The 16407-nt window shown below is 61.3% G+C and carries 14 protein-coding genes and 1 tRNA gene; 9 read left to right on the top strand and 6 right to left on the bottom strand.

Features of this window, described 5'->3' with window-relative positions:
- Nucleotides 1-312 precede the first annotated feature (312 nt).
- The gene (locus RA19_RS26680) at nt 313-510 is read left to right on the top strand and encodes a hypothetical protein (protein ID WP_152615839.1); all 198 of its coding nucleotides are present in this window, start codon (nt 313-315) and stop codon (nt 508-510) included.
- A gap of 284 nt (nt 511-794) precedes the next feature.
- On the opposite strand, the gene RA19_RS20360 is transcribed toward RA19_RS26680, so the two are convergent.
- Together RA19_RS20360 and RA19_RS20350 are read right to left on the bottom strand one after the other, a co-directional pair.
- Nucleotides 795-1913, bottom strand: a complete 1119-nt coding sequence (locus tag RA19_RS20360; protein ID WP_039166218.1) for a porin — start codon at nt 1911-1913, stop codon at nt 795-797.
- A gap of 745 nt (nt 1914-2658) precedes the next feature.
- Nucleotides 2659-2743 (bottom strand) — tRNA-Leu (locus tag RA19_RS20350).
- Between the two features lie 219 nt (nt 2744-2962).
- Between RA19_RS20350 and RA19_RS20345 the strand changes: the two genes are divergently transcribed.
- Nucleotides 2963-3490 carry a Hint domain-containing protein gene (locus RA19_RS20345; RefSeq protein ID WP_039166213.1) on the top strand — a complete coding sequence of 176 codons (528 nt, stop codon included), beginning with the start codon at nt 2963-2965 and terminating at the stop codon, nt 3488-3490.
- A gap of 7 nt (nt 3491-3497) precedes the next feature.
- Here the strand turns inward: RA19_RS20345 and RA19_RS20340 are convergent, their stop codons facing one another.
- On the bottom strand, nt 3498-5132 hold the full coding sequence (locus RA19_RS20340) for a bifunctional ADP-dependent NAD(P)H-hydrate dehydratase/NAD(P)H-hydrate epimerase (protein ID WP_039166211.1): 1635 nt from the start codon (nt 5130-5132) through the stop codon (nt 3498-3500).
- A gap of 169 nt (nt 5133-5301) precedes the next feature.
- On the opposite strand from RA19_RS20340, the gene RA19_RS20335 reads away from it, so the two are divergent.
- Nucleotides 5302-5640, top strand: coding sequence for a P-II family nitrogen regulator (locus RA19_RS20335; protein WP_008554830.1), 339 nt, complete (start codon nt 5302-5304; stop codon nt 5638-5640).
- A gap of 45 nt (nt 5641-5685) precedes the next feature.
- The gene (gene glnA / locus RA19_RS20330; RefSeq protein WP_039130030.1) at nt 5686-7092 is read left to right on the top strand and encodes a type I glutamate--ammonia ligase; all 1407 of its coding nucleotides are present in this window, start codon (nt 5686-5688) and stop codon (nt 7090-7092) included.
- Between the two features lie 170 nt (nt 7093-7262).
- Here glnA and RA19_RS20325 read toward each other — a convergent pair whose 3' ends face one another.
- Nucleotides 7263-8603: a hypothetical protein gene (locus RA19_RS20325; protein WP_039166208.1), complete on the bottom strand. Its 1341-nt coding sequence runs from the start codon at nt 8601-8603 to the stop codon at nt 7263-7265.
- 249 nt (nt 8604-8852) lie between these two features.
- Between RA19_RS20325 and RA19_RS20320 the strand changes: the two genes are divergently transcribed.
- The 3 genes from RA19_RS20320 to RA19_RS20310 all read left to right on the top strand — a co-directional run bounded on the left by RA19_RS20320 (nt 8853) and on the right by RA19_RS20310 (nt 12161).
- Complete coding sequence (locus tag RA19_RS20320; RefSeq protein WP_039166205.1) at nt 8853-10100, top strand: Hsp70 family protein; 1248 nt, start codon at nt 8853-8855, stop codon at nt 10098-10100.
- 93 nt (nt 10101-10193) lie between these two features.
- Entirely contained in the window at nt 10194-10988 is a 795-nt protein-coding gene (locus RA19_RS20315) for a lytic murein transglycosylase (RefSeq protein WP_039166203.1), read from the top strand.
- 174 nt (nt 10989-11162) lie between these two features.
- Nucleotides 11163-12161: a hypothetical protein gene (locus RA19_RS20310; RefSeq protein WP_152615838.1), complete on the top strand. Its 999-nt coding sequence runs from the start codon at nt 11163-11165 to the stop codon at nt 12159-12161.
- On the opposite strand, the gene RA19_RS20305 is transcribed toward RA19_RS20310, so the two are convergent.
- Entirely contained in the window at nt 12158-12937 is a 780-nt protein-coding gene (locus RA19_RS20305) for a heme-dependent oxidative N-demethylase family protein (protein ID WP_039166196.1), read from the bottom strand. The genes RA19_RS20310 and RA19_RS20305 overlap by 4 nt on opposite strands.
- Nucleotides 12938-13086: 149 nt before the next feature.
- Between RA19_RS20305 and dddP the strand changes: the two genes are divergently transcribed.
- Complete coding sequence (dddP, locus tag RA19_RS20300) at nt 13087-14430, top strand: dimethylsulfonioproprionate lyase DddP (RefSeq protein ID WP_039166193.1); 1344 nt, start codon at nt 13087-13089, stop codon at nt 14428-14430.
- 68 nt (nt 14431-14498) lie between these two features.
- On the opposite strand, the gene RA19_RS20295 is transcribed toward dddP, so the two are convergent.
- Nucleotides 14499-15038, bottom strand: coding sequence for an NUDIX hydrolase (locus RA19_RS20295; protein ID WP_446720300.1), 540 nt, complete (start codon nt 15036-15038; stop codon nt 14499-14501).
- 104 nt (nt 15039-15142) lie between these two features.
- Between RA19_RS20295 and RA19_RS20290 the strand changes: the two genes are divergently transcribed.
- Nucleotides 15143-16378 carry a bifunctional alpha/beta hydrolase/OsmC family protein gene (locus RA19_RS20290; RefSeq protein WP_039166188.1) on the top strand — a complete coding sequence of 412 codons (1236 nt, stop codon included), beginning with the start codon at nt 15143-15145 and terminating at the stop codon, nt 16376-16378.
- The last annotated feature ends 29 nt before the right edge of the window (nt 16379-16407 follow it).

Here is a 16407-nt window from a genome sequence, read left to right as displayed (position 1 = left end):
AATTTGCGGTCTTCTATGTCCCCGCGGGCCGCGGCGCAAGAGGCATTGCTTTTCTGAGGGCTTTTATCGCCTCTCTCCGGCAGACGCAGCCAAACGGCCAGGCTCCGCCCCCTATCGCCGCTTGGCCTGAAACAGGCCGCCCCGGACACTGCCTCTGGCATGTGGCAGAGTGATGAAGCCAAAGTTCAGTAGGCCTGCAGCAACCTGATCCAGCCAATGCACGAAACCGGTGATGCCAGCCGGTCCCTAGCCCGTGGTGACTCCAACGCTCCACGAAAATATCTGATAGGGTTCAGCTTTGCGGCTTTACTAGTGAGGAGTTGGAGAGTCATTTCCGGCGCAGCAACCAACACCGGCCATGTCTGCGGCATCGCCACAGTGGCCGTAGGCCAGACCGTTACTCTGGGCGAAGTCACCTCCGGCTCCCCGCAACTGAATCAGATCACTCAGCACGATGCCGCCCGCCGTGGCAGCGCAGCCCGCGGCCGCCAGCCAGGTGCCGGGCAATGACACCGCAAAGCCAGCCGGGCGTGGTTCAGTTTCCTGAGCCGGAAGAACTGTCACTGAGCCTGTCGAACAGGCAGCGACGGAGGCGGAAACCGCCTCCCGGCCGGCCCGAAGCGATGCAGCGGAAGCAACCTCCTGGCACGAGGGGAACCAGGAGGCCGTCTTCCCCTTTTCGCGGGCAGCAGGCCGGGAGGATTTCTGACCAGCGCGCAACTGCGGCCCGCCGTATCAGAGCGGGTGCGCGCACAGCTTGGGCGCGCACCGTTTTCTTAGGCCCCAGGCCAGGTTCAGAACTTCCAGCGGGCGCCGGCCAGGATCACGTTGGCATCCTGGTAGGTGGTGGCGCTGGTGTCCGAGTAGGAATATTCGCGGTAGGCCAGATAGGTTTCGACGTTCAGCGCGTCGATTTTCTGGACTGCCGCAACTCCCCAGGACTCGGCACTGTCGCCGGAGGTGACCATGTCGGAGCCATCATAGTAATCGACCGAGAACGCCGTGGAGCCCGCAGCGATCAGATCCGCCTTATAGCCAAGCTTGGCATAGGCGTAGCTGCCTGCGATGTCGCGTTCCCCGGCCGCCACGTTGAACGACAGACCGGTTGCCTTGTGCAGCAGCCCGAAGGAGCCGGACAGGTCACGGCGGTCTTCCTCGCCGGTACGCTCGGTCCAGGAGGCTCCAAGCCCAGCATCCACGGCAAAGGCACCGGCTTCATCGTTGGCGTAGCGCACGGCAACATCATAGCTTTCGCGGTCGTTGTCGTCGTTCAGGATGTCCGTGCCGTAGGAGGTGGAAACCGTGAAACCTGCCAGCTCGGGCGAGTCATAGCGGATCCGGCCCAGGCGGCCGCCGTCGAGATCTGTGAAGGCATCGCCGATTTCGACGCCGCTGAGAGCCCCGGCGCCGGTCCGGAAGGCATAGCCGCCAGCGGAATCAGCAACCGAGTTGGATGCCCCCAGGCCGGTGCCCGAAAAGTCGGCGCCGGTAATGCCATCGGTCGCCATCGACCCCTGACCTGCCGAAAAGCGGCCATAGCGGGCGGTGTCGAACTGAAAGTCCACGTGGCGAATGTTGGTCCGGTCCCAGCTCAGATTATCGCCGGTGGTCAGCTGATTTACCCCGTCCGAGCTGCGCAGGCCAAAGGCGGTCTCGAAGTTGAAGCGCAGCGTGTTCTCACCATAGCTCTGCTCCAGCCAAAACCCGATGCGCGAGTTGGAGGCAGTATTGTCCACCAGCCTGTTGAAGTCTTCCTGACCGTCGTCGAAGGACTGAAAGGAGGGGTTGAATTGGCCGTACCAGCGGAAGCTGCCGCCGTTGTCATTGGTGTAGACGGGACCGGCCAGAGCCGGCGCCGCCAGGGCGGCTGCCAGCGACGCCGCACCGGCACGGGCTGCAAATTTGGTGCTCATTATTCCTGAGTCTCCTGTTCCATAGGCAGCGAGCCGCTCCATCCCTGAGACCGCTGCCCGGAGCGATTGCTATCACGCAGATTTCGAGGTCTTCAGGGTTGAAAAAAATGCTTCAAACCAGCCAATTATGATCGGCGAATTTTCGCTCACCGCATCAACCTCACAGGCGAACACTCGCCTTATTTCAATACCATAAGTGAAGTCGTTCACGTTCAACACGGCACTAGACGCAATCCAGCCATTCCACCTGCGCAACCCTGTGCTGGCACCAATCCTCCGCAACTGAAACTGCCGGTTAAAATCCTTGGAAATCTGCCGGAGCCTCTGCAGTAAACAACGCCCAGGACAGGAGCAGGATCATGCATCGGCCTTTTCGAAAAGAACGGTTCGTTGAGATAGCCCGCGCCGGCACCGAATTGCCGAAGGCGCAGGGGATCATCGCGGTAGTCTGCTCAGAGGATCGCGTCTCCCCGGACAACATGCACGGGAACTGCCGGCCGGTTTATGCTCACGACTGGTGGAGCGCCGAGATGCGGGCAAGATTGCTCGCTCTCTTTTATGGTCTCTGGCCGCAAGACTCTTGAAACGGTCAAAAAGTCCCGCAGCCAAGCGGACCAACGGCAGCTGTTCGAAGCAGCCCAGGCGCAACAGACCAAAACGTGAACAGAACATGATTCCGGGAAATCCGAAATCCCGCGGCTTTCACCGCCTGTTGAATTCCCGGATTTCCTGTTTGAAATCAAAGTGGTGCGGGTGAAGGGACTTGAACCCCCACGCCTTGCGGCGCCAGAACCTAAATCTGGTGCGTCTACCAATTCCGCCACACCCGCACGTTCCGCAGGGCGCTAAGCCTTGCGTGCAGCGCTCAATAGCAAAGCTTTTCCAGGGATGCGAGAGGAAATCGCATGTTCTGCCAGCGGTGCAACCGCGCAACAATCCGTCCGCATAATTGCAACAATAAGCGGATTTCTGCCGGAAGCGCTGGGCCTGGAATCCAGTTGTGGCGTACATTTGGAAAAAAATCTGAGGCAAACAGAGCGAGCAACATCATGAAACCGTTTAGCAATGCGGCCTTGCGCGCGCAGCTGGCTGCGCGTGGCCAGGCTCAACCACGGCGGCTGTTTCAGGGCAGTCAGAACATCAGCCTGTTGCGCGGCACAATCGTGCTCACCCGCGAGGGCGAGCGCGCGGCAGAAGAAATCAAGGCAGGCGACAGCCTGATCACCCGTACTCAGGGAATGGCGCAGGTGGAAAGGGTTCGAACCCGCCGCGCGATGCTGCAAGCCGTTTGTATTTCAGAAGGTTCCCTTGGCGACACCCGGGCCGATGGCAATCTGACCGTGCCCTGGGATCAGCGGATTCTCGTGCGCGACTGGCGCGCAAAGGCAATGTTCGGCCAGCCGCAGGCAGTGGTGCCGGCCTATGAACTCGTGGACGGCGAGTTTATCCGCGACATGGGGCTGCAGATGATGGATCTGACCATTCTCGAGTTCTCCCGCCCGCATGTGATCTATGCAGGCGGATTGGAATTGGCGGCGGCGGCGCAAGCCTCCGAAGACCTGCGCCCGGCAGCCTGATACAGCGCTACAGTCCCAGTTTTCTGAACACTGCGGGGATCTGCTCCGGCAGGTCCTCGGCGATCAGGCCAGGGCCGAACTCGAGCGCGCATTCGACATGAATGTATGCAGCGGTTTCTGCCGCCTGCATCGGGGAAAACCCCCGCGCCATCAGCCCGGTGATGAAACCCGCCAGCACGTCGCCGGCCCCGGCGGTTGCCAGCCAGGGAGCGGAACGCTCGTAATGGGCGGAGTTGACCGAGCAGCGTCCATCCGACGCGGCAATCACTGTGTCCGGCCCCTTGAACAGAACCACGCAGCCTGCGCGTTTGGCGGCTTCGCGTGTGGCGTCCACCTTGGAATAGGCGGGGCCTGTGGTGGCAGGCGCGTTCAGCTTTTCCGCCAGGTCCGGGAACAGCTTGGCGAACTCGCCGCCGTGCGGTGTGAGCACGCACATTTCGTGCAGTTGCTCGAACAGCGCTTCCGGTTTCCGCTCGAACCTTGTGAGCGCGTCCGCGTCCAGAACAGTGGCGCGGTTTTCCTTCAGCACTGCCATCACCACCGCCTGCGTGTCGGCGCCGCGCCCGAGGCCGGGGCCAAGGCAGACCGCGTTGAACCGCTTGTCCTCCAGCAATTCGCTGACCCCATGCGCCCCGTCGATCTGCTGCAGCATGATGGCGGTCAGGTTGGCGGCATTTTCAAACATCGCCGAGCGCGGCGAGCCGACGGTGACCAGCCCTGCCCCGATCCGCAACGCTCCTCGGGCGGCCAGCCGGGCGGCGCCGGTCTTGCCATGGCCGCCAGATAAGATAAGCGCGTGACCCTCGTTGTATTTGTGGTTCCAAAAGGACTTGCACAGGCTGGGAACTGCAGGCTCACACAACTGGACCCGATCACTCGCCCAATTAGACCCCTTCGGTATCCCTATTTCCATTACAACCAGCTTTCCGCAGTTTCGGGTTCCGCCGCCAAGGAAGTGTCCAATTTTCGGCGAGTGGAAAGTAACCGTCAGTTCGGCTTCAAACACGTGGCTGGGCGTTCCGGGCGACAGAGGCGTCTTCTGACAGTCAGACAAAACATAGCCGCTTTCTGAGCATGTGCCGGACGGCACATCTATGGCGACAATTCGTGGAAGGCCAGTGTCTGCGTCAAAGACCTGCCAAAGCTCATTGTGCAGATCGCCTAGCGGCCGTTTCAAACCGGTACCGAAAATCGCGTCAACATAGATATCGGCGCTAAAGCCCAGCGGTCTCTGAAACTCTGCAATGGGCCTCGCCGGTGCAAATTCCAGCCACCGCTCATAATTCATCTTCGCATCCGGCGGCAGGTTTTCCGGGTCTCCATAAAGAAACACCTCCACCTCCCAGCCGCGCTCCTTCAAGAGCCGCGCCACCACAAAACCGTCGCCGCCATTGTTGCCCGGCCCGCACAGAACCACCGCCCGGCGCGCCTCTTCATCTTTCCCCAAATACTCCGGGGAGCGCGAGGGGCCGGCCCCTCGCCCGGCTTCAACAGGCTCAGCCAGCTCCGGCCACTCCTCGAAGATGGCCTCAACCACCCCCTGCCCGGCCCGTTCCATCAGTTCCAGCCCGGTCACCTCGCCGGACTCGATGGCGGCCTGCTCAATTGCCCGCATCTGGGCTGCGGTCAGCAGTTCGGTCATGTTTTGCCCTTCCCCGATTCAATTCTGCGCATTTTGCGGGCGCAGTGCTTAATTTTTAGGCAGACAGCTTCAAATCCCGCCTTCATTTGCCGCAGCTGCACAGCCCTGCATTGCTGCCTTCATTTAGAAGTGAAATGACACCCCCAACAAGCTTGCGAGGAGCCCACGCATGAAAAAGATCGAAGCCATCATCAAGCCTTTTAAACTGGATGAGGTGAAGGAAGCGTTGCAGGACGTCGGCGTCCAGGGTCTTTCCGTCATCGAGGTCAAAGGCTTCGGCCGCCAGAAGGGCCACACCGAGCTGTACCGCGGCGCCGAGTATGTGGTCGACTTCCTACCCAAGGTGAAGGTCGAGGTTGTGTTGGACGACGATCAGGTCGACCAGGCGATTGAAGCCATCGTCGATGCTGCCAAAACCGACAAGATTGGCGACGGCAAAATCTTTGTCTCGCCCGTCGAGCAAGCCATCCGTATCCGCACCGGCGAGACCGGCCCGGACGCACTCTAAGAACACTCGAAATCTCCAGATACCTATATCAGAAGGACCAAGGGAATGAGCGTAGACGCAGTTCTCAAGACTCTCCGTGAGGAAGACGTCGCTTATGTCGACATCCGTTTCACTGACGTGCGCGGCAAGCTGCAGCACGTGACCGTGGACGTGGACCTGGTGGACGAAGACTTCCTGGAAGAAGGCTTCATGTTCGACGGCTCCTCGATCGCCGGCTGGAAGTCGATCGAAAACTCCGACATGAAACTGATGGCGGACACCACCTCGGCTTATATCGACCCGTTCTACGCGGAAAAGACCCTGTGCCTGCACTGCTCCATCGTTGAGCCCGACACCGGCGAAGCCTATGAGCGCGATCCGCGCGGCACCGCCCAGAAGGCCGAAGCCTACCTGAAGTCCTCCGGCATCGGCGACGTGGCCTATATGGGCCCGGAAGCGGAATTCTTCCTGTTCGACGACGTGCGTTACTCCAACACCATCAACAAGGTGTCTTATGAAGTCGACGCAACCGACGGCTCCTGGAACACCGACGCCGAGTTCGAAATGGGCAACATGGGCCACCGCCCGGGCCTGAAGGGCGGCTACTTCCCGGTTAACCCGACCGACGAAGCCCAGGACCTGCGTTCCGAGATGCTGTCGACCATGAAGCGTCTGGGCATGAAAGTGGACAAGCATCACCACGAGGTGGCGTCGTGCCAGCACGAGCTGGGCCTGATCTTCGACTCGCTGACCAAACAGGCGGACGAGCTGCAGAAGTACAAATACGTGATCCACAATGTGGCGCACGCCTACGGCAAATCGGCCACCTTCATGCCGAAGCCGATCTATGGCGACAACGGCTCGGGCATGCACGTCAACATGTCGATCTGGAAAGACGGCAAGCCGCTGTTTGCAGGCGACAAATATGCTGACCTGTCGGACGAGGCGATCTACTTCATCGGCGGCATCCTGAAGCATGCCAAGACCCTGAACGCCTTCACCAACCCGTCCACCAACTCCTACAAGCGCCTGATCCCCGGCTTCGAAGCTCCGGTTCTGCGCGCCTACTCCGCCCGCAACCGCTCCGGCTGCGTGCGTATTCCGTGGACCGAAAGCCCGAAAGCCAAGCGCGTCGAGGCCCGCTTCCCCGATCCGGCGGCAAACCCCTACCTGTGCTTTGCCGCGCTGCTGATGGCCGGCCTGGACGGCATCAAGAACAAGATCGATCCGGGCGAAGCCATGGACAAGAACCTGTACGATCTGCCGGCCGAAGAGCTGGAAGGCATCCCGACCGTCTGCGGCTCGCTGCGCGAAGCCATCGACGCCCTGGCCGCCGACCACGACTTCCTGCTGCAGGGCGACGTGTTCACCAAAGACCAGATCGATGGCTATATCGAGCTGAAGATGGAAGAGGTCCACAAGTACGAGCACACCCCGCACCCGGTGGAATTCGGCATGTACTACAGCTGCTAAGCTGAAGCAGTAAAACAGAAAAGGCGCCCCAACCGGGCGCCTTTTTTGTTGCGGTTCTCTTGCGACGGCGCCACCCCGGCTGCCCCGGACAACAACTGCCCGCTGTACAAACGGGCGCAATGCGCCTCTCAGTCAGGGCGCAGACCGCTACGGCCTGCTAAGCCGGCCGTTCAGAGTTTACGCACGTAATTGCCCTTGGAGGGCCACCCATAAGATCCCGCAGCTTTCTTGTTGAAGCCTTTCTTCGACTGAGAGAACTCATAGACGGTGCCGTTCTTCACCGCGATGCAATGGGTTGACCACCAAGCGATATAGGTGCCGCTTTTGCCGTCCTTGCCGAAGAACTCCACGACTTTGTCCTTGGTTACGTCCTCCATATCGACCTTGGAGGCACCTAGGTGGGCCGCCAGCCCATCGCCGCGCCCGCCCATGCCGCTCATGGTTTTCATGGCACTGCCGACATAGGTGATGCAGTCGAACCCGCGCATTTTCGGGTCGCGCTCGAAATTCGGACCGTACTTCAGGAAATACCAGCCGTTGATCGGTGCCGTATAAAGATACCGCCCCTTGCCGTTGCCGGTATAGGTCATGCCGGTGTCCTTGCCGATGCCCTCCAGCGACACGGTGCCCTTGAACGGCGCCACCGGAGTGGCCAGCACCACCGCCTTGGAGCAGGTCTTCATGTCGGGTTTGCCGTCGGTGGTTTCCACCGCATAGAACGAGACGTTCTTGCCCCATAGCTTGCCCTGGTCGAGCAGTTTGAACAGGCCCACCATGGATTTCTTGTCCCAGCCCTTGGTGATGTCCAGCGTCAGCGAGAACTTGTCCGGCACCAGCAGGATCTTGGCTTTTGGATCGGGGCTCATGCCGCTGACCTTGAAGTCGAAACAGCCCCCCTTGATGGTAGTAACCGAGCCCTTGAGGGTCAGCGGCACTTTGGCGTCCGGCTGAGACTCCTGGCCGCCCAGCAGGTAGTCAAAGTTGGCCAGCGCGTCCTTCAGCACCTTGTCGGCATTTTTGACCAGGCACTTCTGGTCGGCAGGCCCTTTTTTCTCTTCCTTGCCCATATAGGCAAACCATTGTTCGGTCGCGTATTTCTCCAGGTCGGAATACAGCGACTTCCAGCTTTTTGAATCCACCCCCTGCTTCTTGGCCGCCTTCTCGGCAAGCTTTTTGACCGAGGCCATGGTCTTCTTGTGCTGGTCTTCCTTGGCTTTTTCGTGCTTCTTCTCTTCTGCCTTCTGCTCCGCTGCCGCCTTGGCCGGGCCTGCGTTCAGCTTCTTGAGCGTCGTCTTTTTCGGATCGACCTTAAAGTCAGGGCGGAATTTGCACACCTGCTCTTGAAATTTGCCGATTGCGGTTTCCAGTGCCTTGCTGGGTTTGCCGTCGGTTTTGAGCTTGGAAAGCTTCAGAAGCTTGGCAAAAGCATTCAACAGCTCTTGCACTGATTTGACATCCTCAGGCGTGTTCTTGCCTTTGCGCCCTACGGATCCGGTGAGTGTGACAGCCATGGCGTCCCTCCGGGAAATGGGGAATGCACGGCGCAATTCATGCCGCGTATCCCAAGTTACGCATGTGCCGGTTCTTGAAATGGCCGGTGCTTGTTGAACTGCCCGGCGCGCCCCAAAAGGCGAGGTCCTCAAGCTCAGTGTACCGCCTTGGTCCGGATTCGGGCAAATCCGCCGCTGCAGCGGGCCTCTTGCATTCCGTTTCAACTGCCGGTAGTCAGCCCCGCTCCCGCTGCTGACAGGAGCCTTCCCATGACCGCCCCCAACACCCTTGGCATCGATTTCGGCACTTCCAACTCGGCCGCCGGAATTGCGGTTGCAGGCCGTCCCTGGCTGGTGGAGATGGAGCCGGGAGAAACCACCCTGCCCACGGCGGTTTTCTTTGAAGAAGACGCACGCCGCATGCGGATCGGCCGCAGCGCGACCCGTGCTTTGATCAGCGGTGAGGAAGGGCGTTTCATTCGCGCGCTGAAAAGCCTGCTGGGCACCCCGCTGCTGCATGAGGAACGGCGGCTGGGCGGCGAGCGGATCTCCTTTGCCACCATCATCTCCCGCTTTCTTGCAGAGATGAAGACGCGGGCCGAAACAGCCACCCATATGCAGTTTACCCATGCGCTGTCAGGCCGGCCGGTGCGGTTCCATTCCAAGGACGCGGACCGGAACATTCAGGCCGAAAAGGATTTGCGCGCCTGTTACCTGGAGGCCGGTTTTCAGGACGTGCTGTTCATGTACGAGCCCGAAGCCGCCCTGCGCGCTGCAGCACCGGCCCAGGGGCTGGGGCTGATTGTCGACATCGGCGGCGGCACGTCGGACTTTACCGCCTTTGAGCAGCAGCAGGACGGCAGCACCCGCATCCTTGCCTCAAACGGCGTGCGCCTGGGCGGCACCGATTTCGACCGGCAGCTCAGTATTCAGCACGTGATGCCCTTGCTTGGCCGGGGCAGCCAGATCCGCAATACCTTCGGCGGCGGCACGCTCCCGGCGCCCAACCGGCTGTTCAACGATCTGGCAACCTGGCAGATGATCCCTTTCCTTTACACGCCCGAAAGCCGGCGTGCGGCGCAGGACCTGGCGGCCAATGCGGCAGAGCCCGCAAAACTTGCCCGCTTGGTGTCAGTACTGGAGGATGAGCTAGGCCATGAGCTTGCCTTTGCCGTCGAGCGCGGCAAGATCCGCGCCAATGGCCCTGACCGCAGCGCTGCCATCGACCTGAAACTTCTTGAGCGCGGGCTGTCGGTGCCGCTGGCTGCGGATGTGCTGAATGAAACCCTGGCCGGTCAGACCGCTGCCATCGGCAACTGTGCAGCAGAGACGCTGACGCAGGCAGGCATTTCCCCCGGCCAGGTGGACCGGATCGTCCTGGTCGGCGGCTCTTCGCTGCTGGCTGCAGTCCAAACACAGATGCAGGCCCTGTGCCCAAACGCCCGTACGGAAACAGCAAATGCCATGACCGCCGTGGCCGATGGCCTGGCGCTGGCTGCTGCCGGAGCCTTTGCCTAGGCGGATGGGAACCTAAGCCAGGAATTCCCGTTAGACAAAGGGCGCGAGCACGCTAGGCTGCAGGCGCACGAGTCACATTTCGAGAGTTCCTTCATGCGCTGCCTTCTGGCCCCTGCCCTGATTTCCGCCCTGCTTGCTTCCCCTGCCCTGGCCGCCAGCTGCGGCAATACCTCTGCCGGATTTGAAGCCTGGAAGCAGGAATTCAGCCGTGACGCCAAGCGCGCCGGCGTCCGCAAGGCCGGGCTGCGGGCTCTGGCCGCGGCGCAATACGCCCGCCGGACTATCGCAGCTGACCGCAACCAGAAGAGCTTTAAGTACTCGCTGGAGAAATTCATGCAGATCCGCGGCTCCGCCACCATCGTGGCGCAGGGCCGCAAGCGCAAGGCGCGCAATCCCGAGTTCTACGCGGCCCTGGAACGCCAATACGGGGTTCCTGCCGGCATCCTGATCGCCATCCACGGAATGGAAACCGCCTTTGGAAATTACATGGGCGACAGCCAGGTGGTTTCGGCCATTGTCACGCTGACCTATGACTGCCGCCGCTCGGATTTCTTCCGCCCGCATGCCTTGGGCGCCCTTAAGCTTGTCGACCAGGGCGCGATCAGCACCTCCACGCTGGGCGCCAAACACGGTGAACTTGGCCACACTCAGTTCCTGCCCGGCAATGCGCTCACTTACGGTGTGGATTGGGACGGCAATGGACAGGTCGACTTCTACAACATGGGCGATGCTCTGGCCTCAACCGCCCATTATTTGCGCAAGAAGGGCTGGAAACCCGGAAAAGGCTACCAGCCCGGCGATCCCAATTACCGCGTTCTGAAAGAGTGGAACGCAGCCACGGTCTACCAGCAGTCGCTGGCGATCATGGGACGCCAGATTGACGGCTGATTAACCTTTGCGGCATGGCTCCCGTGGCCCGCCGTATACAGGGCTGCGGCAGCCACCCTCGTCCGGTCCCTGAAAACAGTGCGCTTGATTCCCGCGGCATTGTAAGCTCTTGGGCGCCAATGTGTCAGGCCGCTGCCACAGTTGGGCCGCATTCCCGCCTTCCCTCGGTGAAAATTGTCGTTAATTTTGTTTAAAAACAGGACACTACGGACCGCCCAATTTTCCGGCAGGCGGCAAGCCAAGTTTCCGTTCCAGCGCCTTTCGCTGCCCCACTTTCAACTATTTCAAATTTTAATGTTCCTTTATCGGCACCCTGAATGGAGGAACCGGACGGTGGCAGACAATGTGCATTTCACGGGCAGGCTTGGGCTTGAGAGCCGCGATTCCGGAACGCTTTCTTCTGCTGTTTCGGCGGTTGTGGATTCGCTTGAGGATTTCGGCCACCCGGCCGACAAGATCGAAGCCCGCGCCGAGAATACAGCCAAACTGCAATGCGACCATTACCTGGTGACTGTGCGCTTGCGGCGTGTGCCGCTGCGCCGCGCAAGCAAGCTGACCAGCGGCATGCTGCAGCCTGCGGCCTTGCTGGAACTGTCCCTGGCCCCGCTTTATCCGGAACATTGCGATCAGGAAATTTCGGAGCTGCTTCTCGCCGAGATGCTGCGGCGGCTGCTTCCGGCGGTCGAAGCCACCTCCGTGGAATGGCTCGACACTGACATAGCCTTGACCTGCGACCAGTTCCTGGGCGTGTTCGAGCCAGAGCACCGCCAGCCGGCCGAACCGGCTGCGGCACCTGCTCCTGCGGCACTGCCCGCGCAGCAGGCTGAACCCGCCCGGCCGCGCGGCCGCGATTGCTTTACGCCAGTTGAAGAAACCGCGCAGGAGCTTGAAGCCCATTGCGACCTCGCCTTCCAGGCTGCAAAGGACCGTCAGGCCAGAGCCGGCGCCTCCGAGGCCGCTGTCCGCGCCAGAGCCCGCGTTCGCAATCCCCTTCCGGCGACCAGTCTGCAACCCGGCTGGGGAAGCCAGCTGAGAGCATCGTTCCTGGCAGCAATCAGCTTGTCAGGCACCAGGCGGATGCGTTTCATCAGCCATTTGATACTGCTTGCCGCTCTGATCCTCTTCCTCGACAGCGCAGGTATGGTCCAAGCCGCCCGGCCGCTCGTCCCCTAGGGCTCAGAGGGGGCGTTTGCCTGGTCTTGCCCACCGCCCCATTGCCGCAAGACATCCTCGCGCGCCAGCACGTAGGTATGGATGGCAAACACCACAGCGCGGGTTTGCGGCAGCCGCAGGATCATCTGCCTTTCGCTGCGAAGGTACCCGGCCTGTTTATTATCCGGCTTATCGCGCGGCGCATCCTTGCTGCGCGGCTGGAACAGCGCGGGATCCTGGTACCACAATGCATTGAAACGCCACAAAGGCCGTTCCGCCTGGACTCCGTCGAACAACCGCTGCACCCGGGCGGCGATCCCGGAGTCATAGCTTCCGACCGGCTCATGGATGCCAGTCAGCGGCCGCATGAATTTCTCTGACAGCATCCAGCTCGCTGGAAAGCACAGAACCGCGCCGGTCAGAACATGTTCCTCCGTCCCCTCAGGCTTTTGCAGAATGCAAAAGTCCTGCTGTGCGATCCGCCCCAAAGTGCCCAGAGGATCCTCCCGGTCCACCGGCACCTGAACACCATCCGCCCTCACCACTGCGCCGCCGGCACTGCGGCCGCCCGTGTCCAGCACCATTTGCAGCAATTCCTGTGCGGCAGCCATAGCACTGGCATCCAGCTGCAAAACATCCGTCCTGCGGGCCTCCAGCAAAGCCTCCCGCTCTGCCATCTGGCCTGCAAAAGCGTCATCCGCAACCAGCCATCCGTAGGGTGCAAGCGGCTGAATACCAGGAAGTTTCCTTTCCTCCAGCGGATTGTAGGGAATTGTTTTCTGAAGAATCGCAGTCATTCCTCTCCGATAGCATCCAGGCCGCCCGTGTCCATGCGCGACGTTGCATCATAGGTCAGAAACGACCGCCGAATCCGTCGTTTTCTGCAGCGCTTCCAGATGCGGCAGCAGCCACATTGGACAGAACTGTGCAGCGAGGACTTCCCAGCATGAACGAGCATTACCGCGACATCCGAAAGATCGACCCCACCCGCGGCGCCAATCTGGGCGACAACACCCCAAACGACAACGACCGCGTCGAGATCGGGCCGACCCAGCTGGCGTTCTCCGAATGGGCCGAGGCCGGGCTGCAGCTTCCCGACCTGCAAGCAATGCGCAAATTCCGCTGGGAACGGCTGGTCAAGCACATCAACGACCGCGGCTATGCCGGCCTCTTGGTGTTTGATCCGCTGAACATCCGCTATGCCACCGACAGCACCAACATGCAGCTGTGGAACACCCACAACCCGTTCCGCGCGCTCTTGGTCTGTGCGGACGGCTACATGGTGCTGTGGGATTATAAGCAGTCGCCCTTCCTCAGCGAGTTCAACCCGCTGGTGCGCGAACAGCGCGCAGGCGCCGACCTGTTCTACTTCGACCGCGGCGACAAGGTCGACGTGGCGGCCGATGTCTTCTCCAACGAGGTGCGCAAGCTTCTGGAAGAGCACAGCGGCAGCAACAAACGCCTGGCGGTGGATAAGATCATGCTGCACGGCCTGCGGGCGCTGGAGGCGCAGGGACTGGAGATCTTCCCCGGCGAAGAGCTCACCGAGAAATGCCGCGCAGTCAAAGGCCCCGATGAAATCCTGGCGATGCGCTGCGCCAGCCACGCCTGTGAAACCGCTGTGGCGGAGATGGAAAAATTCGCCCGCGAAAACGTGCCCGGCGGCAATATCTCCGAGGATGACGTCTGGGCCGTGCTGCATGCGGAAAACATCCGCCGCGGCGGCGAATGGATTGAAACCCGCCTGCTGGCCTCAGGCCCGCGCACCAACCCCTGGTTCCAGGAATGCGGCCCCCGCATCATCCAGAACAACGAAATCATCAGCTTTGACACCGATCTGGTTGGTTCCTACGGGATCTGCATCGACATTTCCCGCAGCTGGTGGATCGGCGACCAAAAGCCGCCCGCGGAAATGGTCTACGCCATGCAGCACGGGCTCGAGCACATCCGCTACAACATGGAAATGCTGAAGCCCGGCGTGAACATTCAGGATCTGTCCAAGGCCTGCCACCCTCTGGACGCGCAGTTCCAGAAACAGAAGTACGGCTGCATGATGCACGGCGTCGGCCTGTGCGATGAGTGGCCGCTGGTCGCCTATCCGGATGCGATGGTCGAAGGCGCTTTCGACTACGAGCTTGAACCGGGCATGGTGCTTTGCGTCGAAGCCCTGGTTTCCCCCGAAGGCGGCGATTTCTCGATCAAGCTGGAAGACCAGGTGCTGATCACCGAGGACGGCTACGAGAACCTGACCAAATACCCGTTCGACAAGGAACTTCTGGGCGAGGCGTAACGCTCAGCGGCCGGTCCCTCCCTTCGGGAGGGGCCGGCTCTCCCAGCGGCGCCATCAGGCGCCACCGTTTAACAATAGCTGCTCAGGAACGGCTGCAGCTTGTCCCTCAGCACCAGGGCGCCGGGTGAGTCCGTCACCTCTTCCAGCTGCTCCAAGGGCACCCAGGCCAGAGCGTGCGATTCTGCGCTGGCAGCAATGTCTCCCGCTTCCGCCTGAAACAGGTAGCGCACGTCGTAATGCAGATGGGCGCAGTCAGTGGCATTTGCCGGGATTTCATGAATATCCACGTCGAACACACGGTCTGACAGTGGCCTGATCCGAGTAAGCCCGCTTTCCTCATAGGCCTCTTTCAGTGCCGCAAAGGGCACATCTGCAATTCCGTCGCAATGGCCGCCCAGCTGGAACCAGCGGTTCAGTTTCCGGTGATGGGTCAGCAGCACGCTGGTCTTGTCCGGCGACATGACAAAGGCTGAAGCGGTCACATGGCCGGTCCCGGGATTGCGCCCGAAAGCCTGCGGCTCGCTATCGCAGAACCGCTGCAACCGCCGCCACATCTCCCAGTCCCGGCTGTCCCGCGGACTGTAACAACCGATGCCCGCTATGCTCATGCCGCTCATCTGCCTTCACCTTCCCGTGACGTCCGGGTCTGTTGCCTTGTTCATGACCCAATGAGCGCTCAATCTAAGCGGAACACCCAACAAAGGCCACGCCCATGCCCACCGAACGGATCACTTTCCCCGGCCATGCCGGGACCAGCCTCTCCGCGCGCCTCGACCTCCCCCAAGGGCCGTTGCTGGCAACCGCTCTCTTTGCGCATTGCTTCACCTGCTCTAAGGACATCCCCGCAGCCCGGCGTATTGCCGGGCGGCTCGCAGCCATGGGCATCGCGGTTTTACGCTTCGACTTTACCGGCCTGGGTCATTCGGAAGGTGAATTTGCCAACACAACCTTCAGCTCCAACGTAGCGGACCTGATCATGGCCGCGCAGTATCTGGCCTCCCGCAACATGCCGCCCTCATTGCTGATCGGCCACTCCCTTGGCGGAGCCGCGGTGCTTCGGGCCCGGGCGGGTATTCCGACGGTCAAAGGGGTGGTCACTCTGGGCGCGCCCTTCGACCCCGGCCATGTTTCGCATCACTTTGGCACCGCCTTGCCGGAAATTGAAGCCAAGGGCCAAGCCGAAGTCTGCCTGGGCGGGCGGCCCTTTGTGATCGGCAAGGAGTTTGTCGACGATATCACCGCCGAGGCGCTGGAGCCTGCCATCGCGGACTTGAAGGCGGCTCTTCTGGTGCTGCACGCACCGCGCGACGAAACAGTCAGCATCGACAATGCCGCGTCGATCTTCACGGCCGCCAAACACCCCAAAAGCTTTGTCACGCTTGATGATGCCGACCACCTGGTCTCGCGGCCTGCAGATGCGGAATACGCGGCCGAGGTGATCGCAGCCTGGGCCGGCCGCTATATCGGAATGTCGCCGCCCGCTCCGCCGCCCGGAGCCCCGGAAGGCATCCTGCGCGTGACCGAAGCAGATCCGGACGGTTTCCTGCAGGATGTTCAATCCGGGCCCGGCCACCATACTTTCGCCGATGAGCCCCTGGCCTATGGCGGCACCAACCGCGGCATGTCGCCCTACGGGTTTGTGGCGGCCGGACTTGGCGCCTGCACCTCGATGACCCTGCGCATGTATGCCCGCCGCAAGGGCTGGCCGCTGGAAGGGATCAGTGTCGATGTCAGCCACGACAAGGTGCATGCCCAGGACGCCCAGCCCACAGGCCCCGCCAAGATCGACCAGTTCACCCGGGTGATCCACCTCTGCGGCCCCTTAAGCGATGAGCAGCGCGCCAAGCTGATGGAAATTGCCGACCGCTGCCCGGTTCACAGGACCCTGGAAAGCGGCGCCAGAGTCATAACCCATCTGGACGCAAAACAGCATAAGGCCGCTGTGTGACGGAGCCACCGGGGAGCTCCCGCGCCCGG

This window comes from Leisingera sp. ANG-M1 (assembly GCF_000813745.1).
Lineage (GTDB): Bacteria > Pseudomonadota > Alphaproteobacteria > Rhodobacterales > Rhodobacteraceae > Leisingera.
The sequence above is the reverse complement of the archived record's forward strand: the minus strand, read 5'-3'. Positions and strand labels throughout refer to the sequence as shown.